Here is a 24,087-nt window from a genome sequence, read left to right as displayed (position 1 = left end):
CCTGAGCCAGGATCAAACTCTCCGTGAATGCTTTCTCGAAAGAAAACACACGCAAGAGCGGCACCACGAGGAGGAATAATCCCCGGGTGCACAGCGTCCTCGCTGTGTCGCCTCCCCCACCCCAACGGGCAGGAAAGGACTTTTTCAAAGGAACCACATCCCGATCGGAAATCCGACCCGGACGGGGTATCAACATATCTGGCGTTGACTTTTGGCACGCTGTTGAGTTCTCAAGAAACGGAAGCTGCCATCGGCTGCCCTTCCGGGCCCCTCCGGGCTTTCCCTTCGTTGTGTTCCAACCTTAGCAGATGCTTTCCGGTCGGAATTACCATCCGCCTTTCGGGGACACGGAAGCCCGCTCGAGATTTCTCTCGACTGGGCGTTGGTGTCTTCAATGAGCGAAGTGGCAAGGTTCCCGCGCGTTGAACCCGGACGAGTCCGGTTCGCGACAACCGTTCAAACCTACCTCCCCCTCCCGCATGCGTCAAATCACCGGAAGCTGGACGGGGGCGTGTCGAGGTCCTCCAACTCGATGCCCGGCGCGGCCAGGACCACGTCGCCGGCGAGGTGGACGTCGTGCTGCTCGCCGGTGGACAGATCGGCCACGCGGAAGTTGTCCACAGGCAGCGAACCGCCGTCCGTCGAATGTGCTGTCCTTGTGAGGAGCGACCAGGACTGGTCGACCGTGAGCGGTGCAAGGACGGGGGCCTGGAATGCCACGAGACGTACGCGCGTGGCCGGCGCACCTGGTTCGAGGCGCAACAGCCGGGCCGTGGCGATCAGGAACGCCGGCGATAGGCCGGTGAACGCGTGCGCGGGCGCGTTTCCTTCTTGGGCGTGCTCGCCGGTCGGGTCGGTTCTGACCCAGGTGACGCCGTCGAGCGCGGCTGCGCGGACCTGCCATGCGGAGGCGTGCAGTTCGAGACGGATGGGACGGCCGAGGTCGTCGATGGTGAGGTCGATCGATCCTGCGTGGGCGCCCTCGGGCGTGGTGTTCTGCGCGGTGTAGCGCCAGCCGGAGGGGCCGGTCGCGCAATGGAAGTGTTCTGCGCCTAGGGGAGTGTGGTCATGCGTGTCGTAGAAGGAGTAGCGGCCGCGGGGCATCGTCTGGTCTCGGGGTCTGGCAAGGCCCCCGCCTCGCGGGCGAGACGGGGGCCGGTGCACGGTGGATCTGTTCGCCGCTGGGTGAGTCGCGCGAGTGCGCGGCTCCACCGGTCAGTAGCGGTAGTGGTCCGACTTGTAGGGGCCGTCGACCTTGACGCCGATGTAGGAGGCCTGCTCCGGGCGGAGCGTGGTCAGCCGCACGCCGAGCGCGTCGAGGTGGAGACGGGCGACCTTCTCGTCGAGGTGCTTCGGGAGCACGTAGACGCCGATCGGGTACTCCTCGGGCTTGGTGAACAGCTCGATCTGGGCCAGGGTCTGGTCCGTGAAGGAGTTGGACATCACGAAGGAGGGGTGACCCGTCGCGTTGCCGAGGTTCAGCAGGCGACCCTCGGACAGGACGATCAGCGCCCTGCCGTCGGAGAAGGTCCAGGTGTGGACCTGCGGCTTGACCTCGTCCTTGACGATGCCGGGGATCTTGGCGAGGCCGGCCATGTCGATCTCGTTGTCGAAGTGGCCGATGTTGCCGACGATCGCCTGGTGCTTCATCCGGGACATGTCGGACGCCATGATGATGTCGCGGTTGCCCGTGGTGGTGACGAAGATGTCGGCGGTCTCGACGACGTCATCGAGGGTGGCCACCTGGTAGCCGTCCATCGCGGCCTGGAGCGCGCAGATCGGGTCGATCTCGGTGATGATCACGCGGGCGCCCTGGCCACGCAGCGACTCGGCGCAGCCCTTGCCGACATCGCCGTAGCCACAGACCACGGCGACCTTGCCGCCGATGAGGACGTCGGTGGCGCGGTTGATGCCGTCGACGAGGGAGTGCCGGCAGCCGTACTTGTTGTCGAACTTCGACTTGGTGACCGCGTCGTTGACGTTGATCGCCGGGAACAGCAGGGAGCCTTCCTGCTGCATCTCGTACAGGCGGTGGACGCCGGTGGTGGTCTCCTCGGTGACGCCGCGGATCTCGGAGGCGAGCTGGGTCCACTTCTGCGGGCTCGCGGAGATGGTGCGGCGCAGCAGTTCGAGGATGTAGCCGTACTCCTCGCTGTCGTCCGCAGCGGTGGCCGGGACCGCGCCCGCCTTCTCGAACTCGACGCCCTTGTGCACCAGGAGCGTGGCGTCGCCGCCGTCGTCCAGGATCATGTTGGGGCCGCCGGTGGGGGTGTTCGGCCAGGTCAGGGCCTGCTCGGTGCACCACCAGTACTCTTCGAGCGACTCGCCCTTCCAGGCGAAGACGGGGACACCCTGCGGGTTGTCCGGAGTGCCGTTCGGGCCGACGGCGATGGCCGCGGCCGCGTGGTCCTGGGTGGAGAAGATGTTGCACGAGGCCCAACGGACCTCCGCGCCGAGGGCGACGAGGGTCTCGATGAGGACGGCGGTCTGCACGGTCATGTGCAGGGACCCGGTGATGCGGGCGCCGGCGAGCGGCTGGGCCGTGCCGTACTCGGAACGCAGGGACATCAGGCCGGGCATTTCGTGCTCGGCGAGGGTGATCTCCTTGCGGCCGAAGGCGGCAAGGGAAAGGTCCGCGACCTTGAAGTCGGTGGCGGTGGTGGTCATACGGGCTGCTCCTCGTGGTGGTCGAGGTGGACGTGGACACGGCGCTACCAGGCGGCAAGGCGTGCCGATTGCTACGGACACACCTGTCCCCTATTGGCAGCGCAATCCGTCGGAGGCCCTCTCTCCCTCGGCCGGTCATGGTGCGGTGACCGCCCGACCGCCATCAGCAGCGACGTCTGGCTACGTATGAATCTACACCGGTCGACCTCTCGCCCGCAGGGCGTCGCGGTCAGCGGCCCCCCGGGGTCTGGTCGGGGTCGGGGCCCGCCGCCGCTGCCGCCTCGCTGTAGATGTCGGGTTCGAGGTAAATGACCCGGACGATCGGCACTGCGGCACGGATGCGTTCCTCGGCGGCGTCGATGGCGATGGCGACCTGAGCGGCGGTGTCGTCGTGCTGCACGGCGATCTTGGCGGCGACCAGGAGTTCTTCCGGGCCGAGGTGGAGGGTGCGCATGTGGATGACACCGGTGACCGTGTCGCCGTCGATGGCCGCGGCGCGGATGCGGTCGACGGTTTCGGCGGCGGCGCCCTCACCGATCAGCAGGGACTTGGTCTCGGCTGCGAGGACGAGTGCGATGCAGATGAGGAGGGTTCCGATGCAGAGGGTGCCGATGCCGTCCCAGACGCCGTCGTCGGTGGCGAGCGCGATACCGACGCCGGCCAGGGCGAGGACGAGGCCGATCAGGGCACCGAAGTCCTCCAGCAGGACGATGGGGAGTTCGGGGGCCTTCGCGCGGCGGATGAACTCGATCCAGGACATGTGCCCGCGGGTGTGGTTGGACTCCTTGACCGCGGTGCGGAACGAGGACCCCTCGGCGAGGACCGCGAAGATGAGGACACCGACCGGCCAGTACCAGTGGTCGATGGGGTGCGGGTGGCGGATCTTCTCGTAGCCCTCGTAGAGGGCGAACATGCCGCCGACGGAGAAGAGGACGATCGAGACGAGGAAGGCGTAGACGTAGCGTTCGCGGCCGTAGCCGAAGGGGTGTTCCTCGTTCGCGGCGCGCTTGGCCTTCTTGTTGCCGATGAGCAGGAGTGCCTGGTTGCCGGAGTCGGCGACCGAGTGCACGCCTTCGGCAAGCATCGAGGACGAGCCGCTGAACGCGAAGGCGACGAACTTGGCGGCGGCGATGGCGAGGTTGGCGCTGAGTGCCGCGATGATCGCCCTGGTTCCGCCTGACGCGCTCATTGGTGGTGGGTGTCCCTTCGGTCGGCTCGGTCGACGGGCGCTTGGGACCCGTCGGTTCGGGCGTTACGGACGGGCATTGTGGCAGAGGCTCGCCCTGGCGTCCGGGTCGCCGTCGGTTCGTCCGGTGCCGCTCAGGCGGTCACGGTCGCACGGAACAGGGTGCCCTGGCCGGTGAGTTCGATGCGTTCTCCGGCGGGGACGTAGGCGGATTCGCCTTGTACGAGAGTGAGGGTGCCGGCGGGAGCGGAAGGAGAGGAGGTGGTGTCGGGTTCGAGTTCGGGACCGTCGAGGGTCCGCAGTCGGACCTCGCCGCTCGTGCACAGGAGTATCTGCGGAGTGCCGGACGGCAGGGTGCGGGGGTCGGCGCCGGGAGCGAGGAGGTGGCGGGAGAGCCGGAACTCGTCGATCGGGGCCGGGTAGAGCTCCTCGCCGTCCGGAGCCGCCTCGGGGCGGAGCACGCCCGGGTCGCCGGCCTCGAAGCGGACGATGCGCAGGAGTTCGGGTACGTCGATGTGCTTGGGCGTGAGGCCGCAGCGCAGGACGTTGTCGGAGTTGGCCATGATCTCGACGCCGAGGCCGCTGAGGTAGGCGTGCGGGACGCCGGCGCCGAGGTAGAGGGCTTCACCGGGCTGGAGGAGCACATGGTTGAGCAGCATCGCGGCGATGATGCCGCGGTCGCCGGGGAAGCTCTGGGCCGCGCTCGCGTAGGCGGCGTACGCGGTGGCGTGCGGCGTGCCCGGGGTTGCGGCGAGGCGGGCCGCCGCCTCGGTCGCCGCGCGCACGGTCTCGGCCATGGCGTCGGGTTCCGCGCCGAGGACGGCCGCGAGGACCTCGCGCAGGGCGCGGTCCTCCGGGTGGGCGCGGAGAATGTCGACGTAGGGCGCGAGGGTGGGGATGCCGAGGGCGTCGATGAGGTCGGCGGCTTCGGTGGGCCGGCGGAAGCCGCACAGGCCGACGAAGGGCGACAGCGCGACGATCATCTCGGGCTTGTGGTTGGCGTCCTTGTAGTTGCGGTTCGGCGCGTCCAGGGGGATGCCGCGAGCCTCCTCGTCGGCGTAACCGGCAGCCGCCTGGTCGAGGTCGGGGTGGACCTGGAGGGACAGGGGCGCGCCGGCGGCGAGGACCTTGAACAGAAAGGGCAGGTGAGGTCCGAAGCGCTTGACCGTGGCTTCGCCGAGTTCGGCGGTGGGGTCGGCGTCGATGACCGTGTCGAGGGGGATAGGGCCCTGGCCGCGGTCGATGCGGGAGGGTGCGCCGGGGTGGGCGCCCATCCACAGTTCGGCCTGGGGCTCGCCGGTGGGCGGCGTGCCGAGGAGCTCGGGGATGGCGGTGGTGGAGCCCCAGGCGTAGGGGCGGATGGTGTTGGTGAGGCGATTCATTCCGGTCATGGTCTCTCGGTCGAGGCGACGGCCAGGTATACGGCGGCGAAGTCGGTGAGGGCGAGGAGTTCGGCAGCGGTGTCGAGCGGGGAACCGCCGGGGGCGGTGATCTCGCTGAGTGGGGTGTCGTGGGCGTACGCCTGCTCGCGGGCCGCGGGCGCCGCCGAGCCGGGCTGGTCGGGGGCCTCTTGCAGCAGGACGATGCGGAGCCGCAGCTCCTGGGTGTCCTCGACCCGATCGCGGAAGAAGTCGTCGGGGTCGCCGGCCAGGGTGTGGGCGCCGGCCTGCAGGGGGACGTGGGCGGGGAGTGCGGCGGGCAGCTCCGCGGCGAGCGCGGGCCGTCCGGCGAGGATGGCCAGGACGGTCGCGAACCGGCGGGCGGCAGCGGCGGCAACGGGGCCCTGGCTCCACAACAGGGGCAGCGAGTCGTCGAGTTCGGCGGCCAGGGTCTTCGCCGGGTTGGTGTACGTGGCGACCGCGGGCCCGCACCGGGTGGCGATCGCGTCGAGACGGTCGGCGACGGCTTGGAGCGCGGTCGTCGGCGCGCTGATCAGCCCGATGCGGTCGGTGAGGGAGAGCAGCGGCGTCAGCAGCGCCCAGAACGCGCCGGTGTCGGTCGTCGCCTGCGCGGGGGACGTTGCCGGGACGAACTCGCTGCCGGGGCCGGCGAAGGGCAGCGCCATGCCGCGGACCTGTTCGACGGCCTCGGCGAGCGGGGTCCTGGCGGGCGTGACGGCGGCGGCGGTACAGCCCCGCCGGTACGCCTGCTCGACGAGGTCGGTGAGGCCCTGCTCGGTGCCGTGCTCGCTGAGCAGGAGCAGCAGATCGAGCGGGCCGGCCCAGCCGGGCAGGGTCCAGGTGCCCTGCTCCGGGGTGGGCCCGGTGGGGGTGAGCAGCTGCACGGGGGCGGCGCCCGAGCCGAGCGCGGCGAGCAGGTCGGCGGCCGCGGCGGCCTCGGGGCCGCTGCCTGCCACGAGCAGGGCGCGCGGGCGGCCGTCGGGGCGCAGGTCGGTGATGCCCGCCTCCTGGGCGAGCCTCAGGGCGGTGCGCACGCGTGCCCCGGCCGCGGCGACGCCGCGCAGCAGTCCGTGGACGTCGGCGCGGGCGAGCGCGTCGGGATCCTCCAACAGCGACTCGTCGAACAACACGATCTCCCGGTCGGGTGCGGATGCGGCCTGGGGGTCAGGCGGGGCGGCGGGCCTCGTCCACGAGGAGGACGGGGATCTCATCGCGTACGGGATAGGCCAGGCCGCACGTGTCGGACGTGCACACGAGTTCGGCCTCGGCTGCTTCCTCACGCAGCGGTGCGTGGCAGGCCGGGCAGGCAAGGATCTCCAAGAGGCTGGGTTCGACGAGCGGCATGGAATCCTCCGTGCGGGTTGCGGCGTTGGGTGGGCGTTGCGGCCTGCGGGTTCAGCCTATCGCCGTGCGGCCGGCGGGGCGGTTCCGCCCGGACGTGCGCGCAGGGCGGGCGATCGGGGATCCCGCGGACGACTCGCCGGGCGCCGCCGGACGCTCCGGCGAGGACCGGGCTCAGGCCCGGACGATCGCGAGGACGCGGTCCCTGATCCGGTCGACCGTCTCGCTGTCGCCGGCCTCGACGTTGAGCCGGAGCAGGGGCTCGGTGTTCGACGGGCGCAGGTTGAACCACCAGTCGTCGGCGGTCACGGTCAGGCCGTCGAGTTCGTCGAAGGTGACGTGCTCGTCCTCGGTGAAGGCGGCACGCACGGCGGCGGTGCGGCCCGCCTGGTCGGTGACCGTGCTGTTGATCTCGCCCGAGGCCGGGTAGCGGTCGTAGGAGTCGACGAGGGCGGACAGCGGGCCGTCCTGGCCGCCGAGCGCCGCCAGCAGGTGGAGGGCGGCGAGCATGCCCGTGTCGGCGTTCCAGAAGTCGCGGAAGTAGTAGTGCGCGGAGTGCTCGCCGCCGAAGACGGCGCCCGACTCGGCCATCTGCTGCTTGATGAAGGAGTGGCCGACTCGGGTGCGCACCGCGATGCCGCCGTGCTCGGCGACGACCTCGGGCACCGACCGGGAGGTGATCAGGTTGTGGATGATGGTGCCGCCCGGGTTCTTGGCCAGTTCGCGGGCGGCGACCAGCGCGGTGACGGCGGACGGGTTCACCGGGTCGCCGTGCTCGTCCACCGCGAAGCAGCGGTCGGCGTCGCCGTCGAAGGCGAGGCCCAGGTCGGCGCCGGTCGCGCGGACCTCCGCCTGGAGGTCGACGAGGTTCTTCGGGTCGAGCGGGTTCGCCTCGTGGTGGGGGAAGGTGCCGTCGAGTTCGAAGTACATCGGCACGAGGTCCACGGGCAGGCCGTCCAGGACCGTGGGCACGGTGTGGCCGCCCATGCCGTTTCCGGCGTCCACGACGACCTTCAGCGGGCGGATCCTGGACAGGTCGACCAGGGAGCGCAGGAAGCCCGCGTATTCGCCGAGGACGTCGCGGGAGGTGAGGGTGCCGGGTTCGTCGGTGGCGGCCGGCAGCCCGGTCGCCGACCACCGCTCGGCCAGATCGCGGATCTCTGCCAGCCCGGTGTCCTGGCCGATGGGCGCGGCGCCGGCCCGGCACATCTTGATGCCGTTGTAGCGGGCCGGGTTGTGGCTGGCGGTGAACATGGCGCCGGGCCGGTCGAGGTGCCCGCTGGCGAAGTACAGCTCGTCGGTGGAGCACAGGCCGATCTCGGTGACGTCGGCGCCCCTGGACGCGGCGCCGCGCGCGAAGGCGCGGGACAGCCCGGGCGAGGAGGGCCGCATGTCGTGGCCGACGACGATGGCATCGGCTCCGGTGACCGTGGCGAACGCCGCGCCGAAGACCTCGGCGAGCGGCTCGCCCCACTGGTCGGGGACGACGCCGCGGATGTCGTACGCCTTGACGATCTGTGACAGGTCGGGTGACACCGAAGAACCCGATGATTGGGGCACTGCACACCTCTGCGTTACGGTCCCGGGCGGTCCGGTGCGCACAACCTATCCGAGGCGCGGGCGGGGGCCTTCGCGGAGGCTAGGACTCCGGTGACCGCAGGACCCGCAGGTGCCCGCGCCGGGCGACCTCGACCGGGTCGATGTCGCGGGCCGCGGCCGGTCCCCGGCCGCGTTCGTGCGGGCGGGCCGCTTCGCGGACCGCGTTGGCGAGGGCTTCGAGATCGTCGCCGCTCGGGCGGACCGGGCCGGTGTCGGTGACCAGGCGGACGACCTCCCAGCCGCGGGGCGCGGTGAGCCGCTCGGAGTGCTCGGAGCAGAGGTCGTAGCAGTGCGGTTCGGCGTAGGTCGCCAGCGGGCCGAGGACGGCCGTGGAGTCCGCGTAGACGTACGTCAGTGTCGCGACGGCGGGGCGGCCGCAAGCGGTGCGCGAACAGCGACGTACAGGGCTCACGATGTTGGACGGTACCGCACTCTTGAGCGGGCCGCGACGACTCTCCGCCAGCTCACCCGCTCGTGTCGTCCGTGGGGGTCCGAGGCCGGGCGCCACGGGGGTACGAGGCTGACCTGCGACGACCATCGGAGTGACGGATATCGGTAGCGAAAGCAACGGTATGACCGCCGCCATCCGGCTCTTTCGTGTCCCGTCGCCAAGTGGCGGATATCCGTCACGCCGTGGCCCGATTCGATCTCACTGCGGCAGGGTCGTTCGGCAACCGGTCACCGTTCCGGCGACGGCGCGGTGGACGGCGCCGGGTGGGGGCTGCGGATACCTGGCTGCTCGGGCACCTGGACGGCGGCGGGGGGTGATGCCCTGCTGTGCGCATCCGCGTCGGGGACTAGGCTCACGCTGATGGACAGCTCGGCCCCTCCTCCCCCGCCCCAGCCCGCGCCTCGGCCGCGGCACCGCGACCGCCATGGCCGCGGCATGCGCGGGCCCATCGCGCCCCCGCAGGTGCCGCTCGCGCTCAGCCGGGCCGACGCCTTCGACGACCTGGTGCGCGATGCCGCCGACCGGCTGGAGCGGCGCTGGCCGCAGCTCGCGGACGTGGAGTTCGCCGTCCAGGACGTGCCCTGGCCGCAGGAGGCCCCGCCGTCCGACGGCGACCCGGTGCCGCTCGGCAGGCTGATCGGCGCGGACAAGGACCGGCCGAGCCGGATCGTCGTCTACCGGCGCCCGGTGGAGATCCGCGCCAAGGGCCGCGACGAGCGGGCGCTGCTGGTGCACGAGGTCGTCGTGGAGCAGGTCGCCGAACTGCTCGGGCTCTCACCGGAGAGCGTCGACCCGAAGTACGGCGAGGAGTGAGGACCTCCTTCGTGCCCTGGGCGCGAAGGAGATCGGCATCCTGGGGCGCTTGCCCTCCTAGGACGCCAAGCACCCCAGGCAACCCAGCGCCCAGGTGAGCCCGTGTCCTGGGTGGCCAGGCGCCCCGGGAGGCTAGTGCTCCAGGACCCGCAGGTCCGCATCGGCATCCGGCACCGCGACCATGCCCTGGTCGTCCGGCATCGGCTGGATCGTGAACATCGGCACCCCGTCCAGCGGCAGTGCCAGCATCCGTGACGCGTAGAGCTGCCCGCCGGACAGGCGCTGCACGGTGACCGCGAAGGTGCCCTTGAGGCCGGACGGCTGCGGCGGGGCCATGGACAGGGTCGAGCCCGCCTTGACGGTGACGGTCTTGCTCGTCGACTCGCCGCCGGTCGAGCCCGCCGAGGAGGTGATCTTCACGCTGACGTCCTTGCCGGTCGCGGTCAGCGCGAGCGTGGAGCCCTTGGCCCGGTTGTCGGCGACGGTCGCCTCACGGTCGATCCGGTTCGTCGCGGGCAGGAAGGCGATCTCCTGGTCGCTGCCCTTGCCCCGGGTGATCTCCAGCGCGGCGACCACCGGCACCGGGTCGTGCGAGGTGCTCGACCCGATGATCAGCGATCCGGCGTCGCCCTTGGTGAGGTCCCCGAGGTCGACCGCGGTGGTCATGCCGCTCTTGACGTGCAGCGTCTCGTGGCCGGCCGGGGTGATCGAGCCGGTGGAGGTGGCGAGCTTCAGCGTGAGGTCGGCGTCGTCGGAGCCGGTCGCGTAGGTGATCAGACGCACGTCGGTGGCGTCGGAGGGGATGCCCGGCATGACCAGGTTGCCGGAGGGCTCGGCGGCGGCCGCCAGCCAGTCGGTGCCGGCCTTGTTGTCGGTGGCCTGGACGGCCGCTCCGACCCGTCCGCTGCGCGCGACGACGTGCACGGTCAGGTCCTGGACCTTGTCCGCGATGAGCGTGGACAGCAGCACCGGCTTGGAGCTGTCGCCCGGCACGGTGATGCCGTCCCCGGTCGAGCCCTTGAGCTGGCCGTCCTTGCCGTACAGGTCGATGTCCACGACGGCGGGGGTCTCGTCGGGGTTCACCAGGTGGACGTAGTCCTGGCGGCCGTCCACGGTGCTCGCGCCCGGGAACCAGAACTCGCTGTCGGGCGCGACGCAGGAGGTACCGAGCACGCCGCGGCCGGGGCCGTCGCTCACCACGGTGGTCTGCTGCACGGTCCACCCGGGCGCCAGGGCACCGTCCGCGGTGCCGACGAGCGCGGGCGAGTCCGCCTTGTCGGTGGACGACGTGATGGGCTTGCCCGTCGCGGTGAGCGGCTTGAGCGCCTTGGGCTTGGTGGTGGCGGGTACGAGCGTCGCCTTGGCGCCTGACGTACCCGTGGCCGCACCCGTGCTCTCGCCCGTGCTCGTCCCCGGTCCGCTGCTCACCGGCGTGAACGAGGTGTACGTGGTGCTGGCGAACTCCGACGGCGACGGCTCGGGGCACAGCAGGGTGCTGCGCTGCACGGGCAGCCGGGCCGCGGAGGCCGCCGGGGCGGTGTCGGACGTGCTGCCCCCGGTCATCGAGGCCGCGCCGGTCAGGACGGCGAGCGCGACGACGGCACCGGCCAGGGAGAGGGTGCTGCGGTTCACTGGTAGTCGCTCCCGTCGTGGTGCTGGTCGCCTTCTGCGTAGTACGAGGCGGGATCGACGTAGCCGGCCTGGCCGGGGTACGGCTGCTCACCGCCCTGGTCGCCCTCGCCCTGCTGCTCGTCGTAGCCCTGCTCGTACGGCACCTGGCCGTCCGGGAGTTGCTGCTGCGGCGCGTAGGGGTCGTAGCCGGGCTGCGGCGGGTAGCCGTAGGCGTCGCCGTACGCCTGCTGGTCGTATCCGGCAGGCTCGGCCGGATACGGCTGGCTGCCGTCCCATTCGGCCGCGCCCTGGGAGTGGGAGTAGGCCGGGTCCTGGTACCCGCCCTCCGGGTAGCCGGCCTCCTGGTAGGAGCCCTCCTGGTAGCCGGTGTTCTGGTAGGCGTAGCCGTCGCCGCCCTCAGGGGCCGCGTACGGGTCGTAGCCGCCCTCCTGGGCCGGGTAGCCGGACTGCTCGTCGTAGGCCGGCTCCTGGGCCTCCTGGGCCTCCTGCCGGGCCGGGGGAACGCGTACCGGCAGTGGCTCGGCGGGAGCGGGTTCCGGCGGCGCCGGCTCGGCGCCCGTCGCGGCGGCCTCCGCCTCGGCCTCGGCAGCGGCCTGGAGGCGGCGGGCGCGGCGGCCCTCGCCCGTGGCCTGGCCGGGGATGTCGGCGGCGCCCTCCGCCTCGGGCAGGTCGTCGTCGATCTGCTGGCTGCGGCCGGGGAGCGCGAGCACGATCACCACGAGAAGCAGGAACGCCTGGATCCCGAGCCAGCCGATGTGGGTGACCGGTTCCTTGAAGGTGAGGTCCAGCCGGCCGCCGTTGGCGGGCAGTTCGAAGCCCTGCGCCCAGCCGTCGACCTTGACCGGGGTGAGCGCGGAGCCGTCGAGGGTGGCGTGCCAGCCCGGCTCGGCGGTGTCGGCGATGCGCAGCACCCGGCCGGACGGGCCGGCAGGCACCTTGGTGTGTGCCTCCAGGCGGCCCGCGGGGACGCCGATGGGCTGGGCGCCCTTGCTGGTGATGGTGATGCGGGAGACGTCCTGGTTGACCCGCCACAGCTCGGTGCCGTCGGACTGGCTGAGCCGGGACAGGCCCGGGGTGCTGTCGAGGACGCGGCCGAAGGAGCGGGGCGCGCCCTTGGGCGCCAGGACGTAGCGCACGTCGTATCCGGCGAGCCGGCTGCCCTGGTCGGCGCCCGAGCCCGCGACGAGGTTGGCCACCACCGTGTCCAGCGCGTGGTTGCGTGGTGCCTCGGCGCCGAGTTCGGCATCCCCGATCCGGGCGCCGGAGCCGCGGACGACGGCGTAGCTGACATGCCCCTCGGTGCCGGTCAGCACCAGGGTGCGGGGCTGGTCGGAGGTGGTGGCCTCCTCGGCGACGAACGCGGGGACCTGTTGCGGGTCGGTGCGCTTGAGCGGGCCGTCGGCGCCGTCGATGACCCAGGTGAAGGCGGCGAGGAGGGGGGCGGCGACCGCGGCGAAGGCGATGAGGGCGGCGACCGGCTGGCGCCAGCCGAAACCGCTGGCGGCGATCCGCTCGTTCGCGCCCTCGGCGCCGATCGCGGCGGCGGCCAGCAGCGCGATCCCGTAGATCAGGGTGGCGGGGCCGGCCCAGTCCTTGCCGTTCTCGATGACGGCGAAGAGCAGTCCGGTCAGCGCGACGGCCCAGGCCGCGACGATGGAGGTGCGGCGGGTGCCGCGCATCAGGGCGGCGAGGGCGGCCAGCACGACGCCGATCAGCAGGAAGCCGCCGGAGGCCTTGGGGCCGCCGGGGCTGAGCAGGAGCAGGTCGAGGCCGGACGCGGTCTTGGTCGAGTACGCCAGGCCCGCCTCGTCGAGCATGCGCCCGGGGTGCCCGAGCAGCGTCAGCGACCACGGGGCGAGCAGCACGATCGGGGTGACGACCAGGGCGGCGGAGCGCAGCAGGTGCGGAACGAGCAGCTGCTGCTGTCCCCGGGCCAGGCGCCAGGCGAGCGCGCCCGCGGTGAGCACCAGGGCGAGCGGCCAGGTGACGGGCGTGAACGCGGTGGTGAAGGTGAGCATCAGCGCAAGCGCCCAAGTGGCGCGCCAGCCGGGGCGGGCGCCGCGCTCGATCGCGGAGTCGCTCAACTGGAGTCCCGCGGAGGCCACGGCGGCGCGGGCCATCAGGGGCAGCAGGATCGCCAGGACGGCCGTGCCCAGCCGGCCGCCGGCCAGCGCGCCGGTCGCCGCGGGCAGGAAGGCGTAGGCGACCGACGCCCAGGCGCGCAGCAGCCGGGACTCGACCAGCGGCCTGGAGGCGAAGTAGGCGGTGACGCCGGCCAGCGGCACGGAGGCGACCAGGAACAGCGTCAAGGTCAGCCCGGTGGAGCCGAAGAGCACCGTGGCGAAGAGTGCGAGGACCGCGATGTAGGGCGGCGCGGCCTGGGTGCCGCCGGCGCCCAGGGCGTGCCAGGAGCCGGCGTAGGTGTCCCACAGGTCGGAGGCGCCCGGGTCGGCGGGCAGCAGGGCGCCACCGGCGAGAGCTCCGCCGCCGAGCAGGCCGCGGCAGGCGGCCAGGGAGACGACGAGCAGCACGGCGAAGAGCACCGGGCCCGGTTTGCGGGCGATGCGCTTGAGCCGGGCGAACTGCTCGAGTTCGAGGTAGTCGCCGTCGTCCTCGCCGGGTCCGGACTCGACCGCGCCGCCATGGCGGCCGACCGCGGCGGTCGCGTCGTCGGCGCGGCCGGCGAAGTTGCTGACGACCTGGTCGACGGTGGCGCGCACGGTCGCGCCCGGCGGCGGGAACAGGGGGCGCAGTTCGGACGGTGGTACGACCCCGCGGCCGCGGCGGTGGCGCGCGGCGAGCAGGCGGCCCGGGCGCAGGAGGACGCCGAGCAGGCCGACGATCTCGTCGACGGCCTGGCCCGGCACCTTGCCCACGAGGTAGGCGAGGGTGCGCAGCAGGGTGCCGACGACGATCCGCAGCATCACGTACGGGAGCAGCGGGCCGCGGGTGTTGGCCAGGAGGGTGTAGACGGCGCCCGCCTTGTCGACCCGGTGCGGGTTGACGGCCGAGCGGCCGGCGCAGTCGACGGGTCGGCGTTCGCGGGAGGCCGCTTCGGCGTGCCGCATCACCGCGTCGGGGGCGATCAGGACGGTGTGGCCGGCGGACTGGGCGCGCCAGCAGAAGTCGACGTCGTCGCGCATGAGGGGCAGCCGGCGGTCGAAGCCGCCGAGTTCCTCCCACACGTCGCGGCGCACGAGCATGCCGGCGGAGGAGACGGACAGCACGGGGCGGACCTGGTCGTGCTGGCCCTGGTCCTGCTCGCGCCGCTCCAGGCCGGTCCAGCGCCGGCCGCTGCGGGCGATGGAGACGCCCGTTTCGAGGAGTTGGCGACGGTCGTACCAGCTCCGGAGTTTGGGGCCGATGATCGCGGCGGAGGGCGAGGCCTCGGCGGTGCGCAGCAGTGCGGCCAGTGCCCCGGGGTCGGGCTCGCAGTCGTCGTGCAGCAGCCACAGCCACTGGACCGGGTCGCCATGCGGCTGGGCGGGCTCGTCGTACGCGTCGTCGTTCCAGCTGCGGCTGACGGGATCCCAGCCGCTGCGGCGGCGCAGGTACGGCAGGTCGTCGGCGGTCAGCGGCGCGGTGGAACGGGCGGCCTCCTCGACGGCGGCGCCGAAGCCGGTGCGGCGGGCGAGGTGCAGCACGCGCTGGTCGCCGATGGCCTCGGAGAGCAGGCGGGCGGAGTCGTCGGCGCTGCCGGTGTCCGCGGCGACGACGTCCTGGACGGGTCGCTCCTGCGCGAGCAGCCCCTGGAGGGCCTTGGGCAGCCAGCGCGCACCGTCGTGCGCGACGAGCACGGCGGTGACGACGTGGCGCGGGAACTCAGGGACACCGGGCGCCTGGACGGCCGGTGCTGGGCTGTTCACGGACATCGAGGTTCGGGCCCCGGTTCGCTGGACTGCGGTGGACGCATCAACCCACCACTGGCGGGGCATGCATCTCGGACGGCCCCCCACACTAACGGCTTACAGCGGTGCGGCCGTCCGGGTGTGGGTACAACAGCGGCCCGCCTGCCGTGCCGGAGGGCGCGGAAGACGGGCCGGAGGCGGGGTCCGCGACGGGCGGGGACCAGCTGGAAGCCGAGGCGCCGCAGGGGTGCCCGAGGTCAGACGACGCCCTTCTTCAGCCGGCGGCGCTCCCGCTCGGACAGCCCGCCCCAGATGCCGAAGCGCTCGTCGTTGGCGAGGGCGTACTCCAGGCAGTCGGAACGGACTTCGCAGGCGAGGCAGACCTTCTTCGCCTCGCGGGTCGAGCCGCCCTTCTCCGGGAAGAAGGACTCGGGGTCGGTCTGCGCACACAGCGCGCGCTCCTGCCAGCCGAGTTCCTCGTCGGCCTCTTCGGCCAGCAACAACTGGAACTGCTCGGTCATGCGCGCCCCTGTCTGTCGTGCTTCCCCGTGATGTTGCCTGCCACCACGTCCGGCGGTCCGGCCGAACGACACGAGTGAAATTACAAGTGTGCCGATCCGGGCCAGTCAAGCCGAGATCTGCTATTGAGCCCGTTATTCACTCCGCTGAACCAAGGAGTGACAGATAGTGTTGATATCGGCTCAAACGACCGCATCCGTCAACCGTGGTCCCGACGACCAAACGTTCACGTTCCGTCAGACGCTGCGGCGATGCGCGGCGTTCCGTCCGTTCGAGTGAAGCGTTGCGGATCACATTTCGATCACAGAAGCACAACGTCATACCGGAAGAGGATGTCCCTCCGGACCGAAACGGCGATCACCATCAGATCTGCACGGATGCGGCACCTCCTATCCTCAGACCCCCATGCACAAACCTTTCGGCATCGGGCCTTGCCGGATCAGGTGAAACTATTCGGACATTCTCGACATTCAGTTGACAGGCCGCCGCCGCGAACGATTGGCTTGCGTCATGCATGCCGAGCACAACGCGCCCTTCCGGACTCGCCGCCGCGAGTCCTGCTGCGTCGCGCTCGCACAGAGCTGTTGTTGTTCCTTCCGCTGCCGCTGATCCCCTGTCCGGCCGCCACACGGCCGCCGGCACCTTTCGCATCATGCGCACCCCAAGGAACACACCTTCATGTACTCCGACGTCTCGATCGCCGGTGACCCGCTCGAACTGCCCCACCTGCTCCCGCCGGTGCCCCAACACCCGAGCACCGTCGCGGAGTTCGCCGGACTCGCCCGCTCCATTGCCGCCGACCGCGCGCGATGGGCCCCGCAGGTGCACTACGACGCGACCACGCGTGGATACGCCCGTCTGCACACCGGCCCCGGCTACGAGGTGTGGCTGCTGAGCTGGCTGCCCGGACAGGGCAGCGGCCTGCACGACCACGGCGGCTCCAGCGCCGTGCTCACCGTCGTGGAAGGCACCCTGCACGAGCGGGCGCTGACCGCCCGCGGCGAGACCCGCCGCGTCCTGACCCCCGGTCACCAGCGGGTGTTCGCGACCGGCTACGTCCACGACGTGGTCAACGAGTCGCTGGAGGGCGCGGTCAGCCTGCACGTCTACTTCCCGGGGCTGACCGAGATGACGCCGTACTCCTGCACGCCGGGCGCCCGCACAGCCGAGCGGGCACGGTAGGACCGACGGCCAGGTCTGCCGGCCTCCGGGGGCTGACAGACTGGTCCCCATGCGAATCGTGGTTCTGGCCGGAGGTATCGGAGGAGCGCGCTTCCTGCGCGGCCTCAAGGCAGCGGCGCCGGAGGCGGACATCACCGTCATCGGCAACACCGGAGACGACATCCACCTGTTCGGGCTCAAGGTCTGCCCCGACCTGGACACCGTCATGTACACCCTGGGCGGCGGTATCCACGAGGAGCAGGGCTGGGGCCGGGCCGACGAGACCTTCGCGGTCAAGGACGAACTCGCCGCGTACGGCGTCGGACCGGAGTGGTTCGGCCTGGGCGACCGGGACTTCGCCACACACATCGTCCGCACCCAGATGATCGGCGCGGGCTACCCGCTCAGCGCCGTCACCGAGGCGCTGTGCGCGCGCTGGAAGCCCGGCGTGCGGCTGATCCCGATGTCGGACGACCGGGTCGAGACCCATGTGCTGGTCGAGATCGACGGGGAGCGGAAGGCCATCCACTTCCAGGAGTACTGGGTACGGTTGCGCGCCTCGGTGCCCGCGCACGCGGTGGTACCCGTGGGCGCGGAGGGTGCCAAGCCGGCGCCCGGGGTGCTGGAGGCGATCGGCGCCGCGGACGTGATCGTCTTCCCGCCGTCAAACCCGGTGGTGAGCGTCGGCACGATCCTCGCCGTGCCGGGCGTGCGTGAGGCCATCGCGGAGGCCGGAGTGCCGGTGGTGGGCCTGTCCCCCATCGTCGGTGACGCACCGGTGCGCGGGATGGCCGACAAGGTGCTGGCCGCCGTCGGCGTCGAGTCCACCGCGGCGGCGGTCGCGGCCCACTACGGCAGCGGGCTGCTCGACGGGTGGCTCGTCGACACCGTGGACGCCGGGGCCGTGGACGAGGTCGAGGCGGCCGGCATCCGCTGCCGGGCGGTGCCGCTGCTCATGACCGACCTGGAGGCGACCACGCGGATGGCGCGGGAGGCACTCACCCTCGCCGAGGAGGTGCGGGCATGACCACGGCGGTGCCGCGCTACGAGGTGTTCGGGGTGCTCGGGATCGGCGAGGTGCAGCCGGGCGCAGACATCGCCAAGCTGATCGCCGCCGCGGGCACGGCGCTTGCCGACGGCGACGTGCTCCTGGTCACGTCGAAGATCGTCAGCAAGGCCGAGGGCCGCCTGGTGCACGCCGACGACCGGGAGGCCGCGATCGACGCCGAAGCGGTGCGGCTGGTCGCGCGGCGCGGCCCCACCCGGATCGTGGAGACCCGGCACGGTTTCGTGATGGCCGCGGCGGGCGTCGACGCGTCCAACACCCCTGCGGGCACCGTCCTCCTGCTGCCCGAGGACCCCGACGCCTCGGCCCGCCGTATCCGGGACGGGTTGCGGGACGCGCTGGGGGTGCGGGTCGGCGTCGTCGTCACCGACACCTTCGGACGGCCCTGGCGCGAGGGGCTCACCGATGTGGCGATCGGTGCGGCGGGAGTGCGGGTGCTGGAGGACCTGCGCGGCGGCGAGGACTCCCACGGCAACCCGTTGAACGTCACGGTCACCGCGCTCGCGGACGAACTGGCCGCCGCCGGCGACCTGGTCAAGGGCAAGGCGAGCGGGCTGCCGGTCGCGGTGGTACGCGGCCTGGGCGGCATACTGCTGGACTCCGACGCGAGCGGGAGCGGCGAAGCGGGCGGCGCCGGCGACGAGGGCACCGCGGAGGGCTCCCCGACCGACACCGGGGCGCGCGCGCTGGTGCGGGTCGCGGCCAACGACATGTTCCGGCTCGGCACCTCCGAGGCCGTGCGCGAGGCGGTGTCGCTGCGGCGCACCGTCAGGGAGTTCACCGACGAACCGGTGGATCCTGGGGCGGTCCGGCGGGCCGTCGCCCTTGCGGTGACCGCGCCCGCGCCGCACCACACCACGCCCTGGCGGTTCGTGCTGCTGGAGACGCCGGAGGCGCGGCTGCGGCTGCTCGACGCGATGCGGGACGCCTGGGCGGCGGACCTGCGCGGGGACGGCTTCTCCGAGGTGAGCGTCGCCAAGCGTTTGCGGCGGGGAGACGTGTTGCGCAGGGCGCCGTACCTGGTGGTGCCGTGCCTGGTCACCGAGGGCGGCGCGCACGCCTACCCGGACGCGCGGCGGGCGACGGCGGAGCGGGAGATGTTCCTGGTCTCCGGGGGCGCCGGTGTGCAGAACTTCCTGGTCGCCCTCGCCGGCGAGCAGTTGGGGTCGGCGTGGGTGTCCTCGGCGCTGTTCTGCCGCGACGTGGTGCGGGACGTGCTCGACCTGCCGCCGTCCTGGGACCCGCTGGGCACCATTGCGGTCGGACGCGCCGCCACACCCCCCGCGCCCCGGCGCGAGCGCGAGGCAGAGCCCTTCCTCGCCGTGCGCTGAGCGGCCCGCCGGATGGCGCGACTCAGCGGTGCCGGGCCGGCGCCATCCGGGGCGCGTGACGGGGCGGCCCGGGCGCGACGGCAAGGATCAGCCGGGTGGCCCGGTGCCGCTGGCCCTCGTAGGGAGCCAGCAGGCGCAGCATCGTCTCGTCGTCGGAGCGCGGCTCGCCGGTGAGGGCGTAGCCGATGTGGTGCGGCAGGTGCAGGTCGCCGACGGTCACGGCGTCGGGGGCGCCGTGACTGCGCTGGAGGGTCTCCGCGGCCGTCCACGGCCCGATCCCCGGGATGGTCTGGAGCAGGGCGGACGCCTCCTCGACCGGGCGGCCGGCGAGGGTGTCGAGACGGGCACCCAGGCGTACGGCGCGCAGGATCGCGGAGGCCCGCTTGTTGTCGACGCCGGCGCCGCGCCAGTCCCAGGACGGCACCCGGGTCCAGCCGCGCGGATCGGGCATGACCCGCAGGCCGCGCGGCACGTCGGCGCCCTGCGGCCCCGGGGCCGCCTCGCCGTGCTGGAGGAGCAGCAACCGCCAGGCGCGGTACGCCTCGATCGTGGTGACCTTCTGCTCCAGGACGGACGGGATCAGCGATTCCAGCACCAGGCCGGTGCGGGTCAGCCGCAGCCCGGGGTGCCGCCGGTGCGCGGCGTGCACGATGCGGTGCCGCGGTACGAACGCGGAGGGGTCGTCGTCGGCGCCCAGGAGCGCGGGGAGGCCGTCGAGCATCCATTGCGCCCCCGGGCCCCAGGCGGTGCCCTCGATCGCCGCGGGGGTTCCGGTCAGCCGCAGGGTGGCGGGGCCCGCGGGGGTGCGGCTGGCGCGCCACACCGTGCCGTCGGGGGCGATGCGGAAGGTGGGGTCGCCGCCGCCGCGGCGCAACGGCATCAGGGTGCGGCGTACGTCGAGGGGGGTGGGGGGTGCCCAGGTTCGGGTACGAGCCGGCGCGGGTGTCAGCGCGCGTGCCTGCGCGGCGACGGTCGGAGGGGGCGGGGTCTCTTCGGGCACGACGGAAGGGTAACGGGGTTCGGTGGGAGTGGGGGGTCCCGTTCGTGTTCCCCGGGTGCCCGACGGTGGGGTACGGGGGCCGGGGCGGCCCTCACGGTTCGCTGCCGGCTGCGCGCCGGTGGCCTGCTGGGCGCGCGGTTCCCCGCGCCTCTTCGGGGCACGCACGACCGACGCCGGTCCGCGCCCAGCGGGGGCCGGCTCGGTCCGGGCGGTGGGGCTACTGGTCGGAGGAGAAGCGGATGGAGGAGGGTGCGAGATGGGCGCCGCACCAGACGCGGGCGCCGCGGAGGAGTTCGTTGTCGGGGCCGACGACCGCGTTGTCGCCGACGACGGCGCCGACGAGGACGGTGCGGTCCCCGATGTGGGCGTTGGCGCCGATCAGGCTGTCACGGATGACGGCGTCGGGGGCGATGCGGGCGCCGGGCAGGACGGTGCTGCCTTCGACCAGCGCGCCGGAGCCGATGACGGCGCCCGCGGCAACGGAGGTGCCGCCGAAGAGCTTGGCGTCGTCGGCGACGACGGCGCCGGGCAGGACGAGGCGTTCGCCGTGCCGGCCGGGAACGGCGGGCGAGGGGGCGCGGCCGAGGACGAGGTCGGCGGAGCCGCGGACGAACGCCTCGGGGGTGCCGAGGTCGAGCCAGTACGTGGAGTCGACCATGCCGTGCAGGTGGGCGCCGGCGGCGAGCAGTCCGGGGAACGTCTCGCGTTCGACGGAGACCGGGCGGCCGGAGGGGATCTCGTCGAGGAGGGCGCGGGTGAAGACGTAGGCACCCGCGTTGATCTGGTCGGTGACGATCTCCTCGGGCGTCTGCGGCTTCTCCAGGAAGGCGGTGACCCGGCCGTCGGGATCGGTCGGCACCAGACCGAAGGCGCGCGGGTCCTCGACGCGGGTGAGGTGCAGCGACACGTCGGCGCCGCTGGTGCGGTGGGTGGCGACGAGCGCGCCGATGTCCAGGCCGGTGAGGATGTCGCCGTTGAAGACGAGGACCGGCTCGCCGGGCGCGGAGTGCAGCCGGTGGGCGACGTTGCGCAGGGCTCCGCCGGTGCCGAGTGGTTCGGTCTCGGTGACGTACTCCAGGTGCAGGCCGAGCGCGGAGCCGTCGCCGAAGTACGGTTCGAAGACTTCGGCGAGGTAGGACGTGGCCATCACCACGTGCTCGACACCTGCGGCCCGGGCCCGCGCGAGCTGGTGCGTCAGGAACGGCACCCCTGCGGCCGGGACCATCGGCTTGGGGGTGTGTACGGTGAGCGGGCGCAGTCGGGTGCCTTTGCCGCCGACCAGCAGAACCGCTTCGGTGGCGGGACGTCGGGTCGGATCGGCTGGACCGGTCGCGGAGGCGGGATGTGCTCGCATGGGGAAGATAGTGGCATAAGCCTTAAACCCGATAAACCATCATCTGATATCTCGTCAGCCGTTCAGCCGCCGGTCGCCCCCTGTTCATCCGCGACCGCCAGCGCCTCCCCGCCCCGGACCGGCACCGCCCCTCCGTCCCCGGCCGGCCTGATCACGCAGGTAGCCTGGCCGGTGTGACCTCCAGCGCACTGACCCCGGCCGGACTGCTCGCCGACGCACTCCGTGCCGACCCGGGCCGCCCGTTGATCACTTTCTACGACGACGCGACCGGCGAGCGGGTCGAGCTCTCCGTGGCGACGTTCGGCAACTGGGTGGCCAAGACCGCGAACCTGCTGCAGGACGGCCTCGGCGCGCAGCCCGGCGACCGGCTCGCCCTGCTGCTGCCCGCGCACTGGCAGACCGCGGTGTGGCTGCTCGCGGCGTTCTCCACCGGGGTGGTCGCGGTGCCCGGCGGCGACCCGGCCGGCGCGGACCTGGTGGTGAGCGGCCCGGACACGCTGGCGGAGGCCGAGCGCTGCGACGGCGAGCGGATGGCACTGGCGCTGCGGCCGCTCGGCGGCCGGTTCCCGCAGCCGCCGCGGGGGTTCGCGGACTACGCGGTCGAGGTGCCGGGCCAGGGCGACCGGTTCGCGCCCTACGTGCCCGTCGGCCCGGACGACCCCGCCCTCGAACTGCCCGGCGGCGAGGTGCTGACGGCGGGCGAGGTGGTGACGAGGGCACGCTCCGAGGCGGACGTCCTGGAACTGACGCCGGGATCGCGACTGCTGTCCGGCCTGCCGTACGGCGACTGGAACGGCCTGGCCACCGGCCTGTTGGCGCCACTCGCCGCGGAGTCCTCGGTGGTGCTGTGCCGCCACCTCGACCAGCTCGCGCCCGAGGGGCTGGCCCGCCGCAAGGACGAGGAACGGGTCACGCACCTGGCAGTGCCGGGCGGCGCCTGAGCGGTTCCGGCCGCACGCGGGAGTTATCCGCGCGTGAACATTTCCTCAACTCCCGCACAGGTTGGGTGCACTAGGCAACCCTTGCGGTGTTTCGACTGTCTGAACGAGTGCCGTGCGGGTACTCGGGTCCGATCCCCCCGGCGTGAAGCCGTGCCCGGGTACGCTGCCGGGCCATTGACCGAGGGACGGACACGACGTGACCACGCCAGCAGAGCCCCCGCAGGACGACTCCGCCGCGGAGACGGTGGAGGACTCGGACACGGACGCGGTGGACGGCTCCGACGCCGACCCGGCCGCCGAGGGCCCCCAGGATCCCGGGGGTTCCGGGGGTTCCGGGAGTCCCGAGGGTTCCGGTGCGGACACGACCCCCGACCCGGACGCGAAGCCCGGCCCGGACGGGCAGCCCGACCTGGTCAAGAAGCCCCACGGCGGCGGGACGGCGCCCGACGCCCCCGACGCCTCGGCGCCGGACCGGCCCGAGGTCGCGGCTGCCGCGACAGCCGCAGCCACCGCCGCGGCCGACTCCTCGGTCCCGCCCGAACCCCCCGCGCGCCGGCGCCGCTTCGGCTGGCTGAAGGTGGTCGCGATCAGCACCACCGTGCTCGTCCTGGCCGGCGCCGGAGGCGCCTGGTACCTCTACCAGCAGCTCAACGGCAACATCACCACCGACACCGTGACCGACACCGAGCTCAAGGCGCAGGCGTCGCAGCGCCCGCCCGAGGGCCCGGCCTCGACCGAGAACATCCTGCTGATCGGCTCGGACAACCGCGGCGGGGGCAACGAGAAGTACGGCGAGGACACCGGAACGCAGCGCTCGGACACCACGATCCTGCTGCACCTCTCGGCCGACCGCAGCAACGCCACCGCGGTCAGCATCCCGCGTGACCTGATGGTGCACGTGCCGGAGTGCACCAAGGCGGACGGCAGCACCGTCAGCCCCAAGTTCGAGCAGTTCAACTGGGCGTTCGAGTTCGGCGGCGCGGCCTGCACGATCCGCGCGGTCGAGGAGCTGACCGGCGTGCGGATCGACCACCACCTGATCGTGGACTTCAACGGCTTCAAGAGCATGGTGAACGCGGTCGGCGGCGTCGACGTGTGCGTGCCGGAGGCGATCCACGACAAGGACGCGCACCTGGACCTGTCCGCCGGCCGGCACAAGCTGAGCGGCGAGCAGGCGCTGGGCTACGTACGGGTCCGGCACGGCATCGGCGACGGCAGCGACACCGAGCGAATAGGCCGCCAGCAGGACTTCCTCGCGTCGCTGATCAAGAAGGTGCAGAGCAACGGGGTGCTGCTCAACCCGGGCAAGGTGTACCCGTTGCTGAACGCGGCCACCAAGTCGCTGACCGCCGACTCCGGTCTGAACTCCCTCAGCGAGCTGTACTCCCTGGCGCAACGGCTCCAGAAGATACCCACCGGCGCGATCCACTTCGTGACGGCGCCCGTCGAGCCCTATGTCGAGGACCACAACCGCGACCAGCTCGTGCAGCCCGACGCCGACAGCCTCTTCGCCGCGGTGCGCGCCGACCAGCCGGTGCAGGTCAGCGACGACGGCAAGAGCGGCGGCACGAGCGGCGATGCGAAGGGTTCGTCCGACGCCGGCACCGGCGGCTCGGCCTCGCCGGACCCGTCCGGCACCCCGTCGGACACGGCCACCCACACCCCGTCCGGCACCGCTTCCGGAACCCCGTCCGGAACCCCTTCGAACACACCCACGTTCCAGGGAACGACAGCCGACCGAGCCATCTGCGGCACGGACGGATGAACTAAGGTTGGCC

19 protein-coding genes are annotated in these 24,087 nt (G+C 72.4%); 6 read left to right on the top strand and 13 right to left on the bottom strand.

Features of this window, described 5'->3' with window-relative positions; all coding sequences use genetic code 11:
- Positions 1-489 precede the first annotated feature (489 nt).
- From C4U44_RS37855 to C4U44_RS37820, 8 genes are all read right to left on the bottom strand, one after another.
- Positions 490-1,104: a hypothetical protein gene (locus C4U44_RS37855; RefSeq protein WP_103890658.1), complete on the bottom strand. Its 615-nt coding sequence runs from the start codon at positions 1,102-1,104 to the stop codon at positions 490-492.
- Positions 1,105-1,215: 111 nt separating this feature from the next.
- Positions 1,216-2,667 carry an adenosylhomocysteinase gene (gene ahcY / locus C4U44_RS37850; protein WP_103890657.1) on the bottom strand — a complete coding sequence of 484 codons (1,452 nt, stop codon included), beginning with the start codon at positions 2,665-2,667 and terminating at the stop codon, positions 1,216-1,218.
- 229 nt (positions 2,668-2,896) lie between these two features.
- Positions 2,897-3,856 carry a cation diffusion facilitator family transporter gene (locus C4U44_RS37845; protein WP_103890656.1) on the bottom strand — a complete coding sequence of 320 codons (960 nt, stop codon included), beginning with the start codon at positions 3,854-3,856 and terminating at the stop codon, positions 2,897-2,899.
- Between the two features lie 131 nt (positions 3,857-3,987).
- Complete coding sequence (gene manA, locus C4U44_RS37840) at positions 3,988-5,235, bottom strand: mannose-6-phosphate isomerase, class I (protein WP_103890668.1); 1,248 nt, start codon at positions 5,233-5,235, stop codon at positions 3,988-3,990.
- A gap of 5 nt (positions 5,236-5,240) precedes the next feature.
- Positions 5,241-6,380, bottom strand: a complete 1,140-nt coding sequence (locus C4U44_RS37835) for an SIS domain-containing protein (RefSeq protein ID WP_103890655.1) — start codon at positions 6,378-6,380, stop codon at positions 5,241-5,243.
- A 37-nt stretch (positions 6,381-6,417) separates the two neighbouring features.
- On the bottom strand, positions 6,418-6,597 hold the full coding sequence (locus C4U44_RS37830; protein ID WP_103890654.1) for a Trm112 family protein: 180 nt from the start codon (positions 6,595-6,597) through the stop codon (positions 6,418-6,420).
- Between the two features lie 171 nt (positions 6,598-6,768).
- Positions 6,769-8,130 (bottom strand): phosphomannomutase/phosphoglucomutase, encoded by a 1,362-nt coding sequence (locus C4U44_RS37825; RefSeq protein ID WP_103890653.1) that lies wholly within the window; start codon positions 8,128-8,130, stop codon positions 6,769-6,771.
- A 103-nt stretch (positions 8,131-8,233) separates the two neighbouring features.
- The gene (locus C4U44_RS37820) at positions 8,234-8,656 is read right to left on the bottom strand and encodes a DUF3499 domain-containing protein (protein ID WP_103890667.1); all 423 of its coding nucleotides are present in this window, start codon (positions 8,654-8,656) and stop codon (positions 8,234-8,236) included.
- Positions 8,657-9,004: 348 nt separating this feature from the next.
- Here C4U44_RS37820 and C4U44_RS37815 point away from each other — a divergent pair, with 348 nt between their 5' ends.
- Complete coding sequence (locus tag C4U44_RS37815; protein ID WP_103890652.1) at positions 9,005-9,457, top strand: metallopeptidase family protein; 453 nt, start codon at positions 9,005-9,007, stop codon at positions 9,455-9,457.
- A gap of 132 nt (positions 9,458-9,589) precedes the next feature.
- Here C4U44_RS37815 and C4U44_RS37810 read toward each other — a convergent pair whose 3' ends face one another.
- The 3 genes from C4U44_RS37810 to C4U44_RS37800 all read right to left on the bottom strand — a co-directional run bounded on the left by C4U44_RS37810 (position 9,590) and on the right by C4U44_RS37800 (position 15,458).
- Positions 9,590-11,089 carry a DUF5719 family protein gene (locus C4U44_RS37810; RefSeq protein ID WP_103890651.1) on the bottom strand — a complete coding sequence of 500 codons (1,500 nt, stop codon included), beginning with the start codon at positions 11,087-11,089 and terminating at the stop codon, positions 9,590-9,592.
- A complete protein-coding gene (locus C4U44_RS37805; RefSeq protein ID WP_103890650.1) occupies positions 11,086-14,961 on the bottom strand; it encodes a glycosyltransferase family 2 protein in 3,876 nt (1,291 codons plus the stop codon). Before C4U44_RS37805 ends, C4U44_RS37810 begins: the two co-directional genes overlap by 4 nt.
- 233 nt (positions 14,962-15,194) lie before the next feature.
- Complete coding sequence (locus C4U44_RS37800; RefSeq protein ID WP_031519519.1) at positions 15,195-15,458, bottom strand: WhiB family transcriptional regulator; 264 nt, start codon at positions 15,456-15,458, stop codon at positions 15,195-15,197.
- 676 nt (positions 15,459-16,134) lie between these two features.
- On the opposite strand from C4U44_RS37800, the gene C4U44_RS37795 reads away from it, so the two are divergent.
- From C4U44_RS37795 to C4U44_RS37785, 3 genes are read left to right on the top strand one after another with little or no spacing between them, the layout of a single operon-like run.
- Positions 16,135-16,638, top strand: coding sequence for a cysteine dioxygenase (locus C4U44_RS37795; protein WP_103890649.1), 504 nt, complete (start codon positions 16,135-16,137; stop codon positions 16,636-16,638).
- A gap of 49 nt (positions 16,639-16,687) precedes the next feature.
- Entirely contained in the window at positions 16,688-17,644 is a 957-nt protein-coding gene (gene cofD / locus C4U44_RS37790; protein ID WP_103890648.1) for a 2-phospho-L-lactate transferase, read from the top strand.
- Complete coding sequence (locus C4U44_RS37785; protein ID WP_103890647.1) at positions 17,641-19,014, top strand: coenzyme F420-0:L-glutamate ligase; 1,374 nt, start codon at positions 17,641-17,643, stop codon at positions 19,012-19,014. Before cofD ends, C4U44_RS37785 begins: the two co-directional genes overlap by 4 nt.
- Positions 19,015-19,036: 22 nt before the next feature.
- On the opposite strand, the gene C4U44_RS37780 is transcribed toward C4U44_RS37785, so the two are convergent.
- Complete coding sequence (locus tag C4U44_RS37780; protein ID WP_407642946.1) at positions 19,037-20,014, bottom strand: DNA-3-methyladenine glycosylase family protein; 978 nt, start codon at positions 20,012-20,014, stop codon at positions 19,037-19,039.
- A gap of 217 nt (positions 20,015-20,231) precedes the next feature.
- A complete protein-coding gene (gene manB / locus C4U44_RS37775) occupies positions 20,232-21,368 on the bottom strand; it encodes a mannose-1-phosphate guanylyltransferase (RefSeq protein WP_103890645.1) in 1,137 nt (378 codons plus the stop codon).
- Between the two features lie 173 nt (positions 21,369-21,541).
- On the opposite strand from manB, the gene C4U44_RS37770 reads away from it, so the two are divergent.
- Together C4U44_RS37770 and C4U44_RS37765 are read left to right on the top strand one after the other, a co-directional pair.
- On the top strand, positions 21,542-22,309 hold the full coding sequence (locus C4U44_RS37770; RefSeq protein WP_103890644.1) for a TIGR03089 family protein: 768 nt from the start codon (positions 21,542-21,544) through the stop codon (positions 22,307-22,309).
- Positions 22,310-22,505: 196 nt separating this feature from the next.
- Entirely contained in the window at positions 22,506-24,074 is a 1,569-nt protein-coding gene (locus tag C4U44_RS37765) for an LCP family protein (protein ID WP_235032640.1), read from the top strand.
- Positions 24,075-24,087 lie beyond the last annotated feature (13 nt).

It is taken from the genome of Actinacidiphila yanglinensis (assembly GCF_900107965.1).
GTDB lineage: Bacteria > Actinomycetota > Actinomycetes > Streptomycetales > Streptomycetaceae > Actinacidiphila > Actinacidiphila yanglinensis.
This window is presented reverse-complemented; position numbering and strand designations above follow the sequence as displayed.

Coding starts and splice junctions, on each gene's coding strand:
- C4U44_RS37855 (WP_103890658.1), bottom strand. CDS start 1,104: ATGCCCCGCGGCCGCTACTCCTTCTACGACACGCATGACCACACTCCC.
- ahcY (WP_103890657.1), bottom strand. CDS start 2,667: ATGACCACCACCGCCACCGACTTCAAGGTCGCGGACCTTTCCCTTGCC.
- C4U44_RS37795 (WP_103890649.1), top strand. CDS start 16,135: ATGTACTCCGACGTCTCGATCGCCGGTGACCCGCTCGAACTGCCCCAC.
- manA (WP_103890668.1), bottom strand. CDS start 5,235: ATGAATCGCCTCACCAACACCATCCGCCCCTACGCCTGGGGCTCCACC.
- C4U44_RS37815 (WP_103890652.1), top strand. CDS start 9,005: ATGGACAGCTCGGCCCCTCCTCCCCCGCCCCAGCCCGCGCCTCGGCCG.
- C4U44_RS37845 (WP_103890656.1), bottom strand. CDS start 3,856: ATGAGCGCGTCAGGCGGAACCAGGGCGATCATCGCGGCACTCAGCGCC.
- C4U44_RS37785 (WP_103890647.1), top strand. CDS start 17,641: ATGACCACGGCGGTGCCGCGCTACGAGGTGTTCGGGGTGCTCGGGATC.
- C4U44_RS37830 (WP_103890654.1), bottom strand. CDS start 6,597: ATGCCGCTCGTCGAACCCAGCCTCTTGGAGATCCTTGCCTGCCCGGCC.
- C4U44_RS37800 (WP_031519519.1), bottom strand. CDS start 15,458: ATGACCGAGCAGTTCCAGTTGTTGCTGGCCGAAGAGGCCGACGAGGAA.
- cofD (WP_103890648.1), top strand. CDS start 16,688: ATGCGAATCGTGGTTCTGGCCGGAGGTATCGGAGGAGCGCGCTTCCTG.
- manB (WP_103890645.1), bottom strand. CDS start 21,368: ATGCGAGCACATCCCGCCTCCGCGACCGGTCCAGCCGATCCGACCCGA.
- C4U44_RS37805 (WP_103890650.1), bottom strand. CDS start 14,961: ATGTCCGTGAACAGCCCAGCACCGGCCGTCCAGGCGCCCGGTGTCCCT.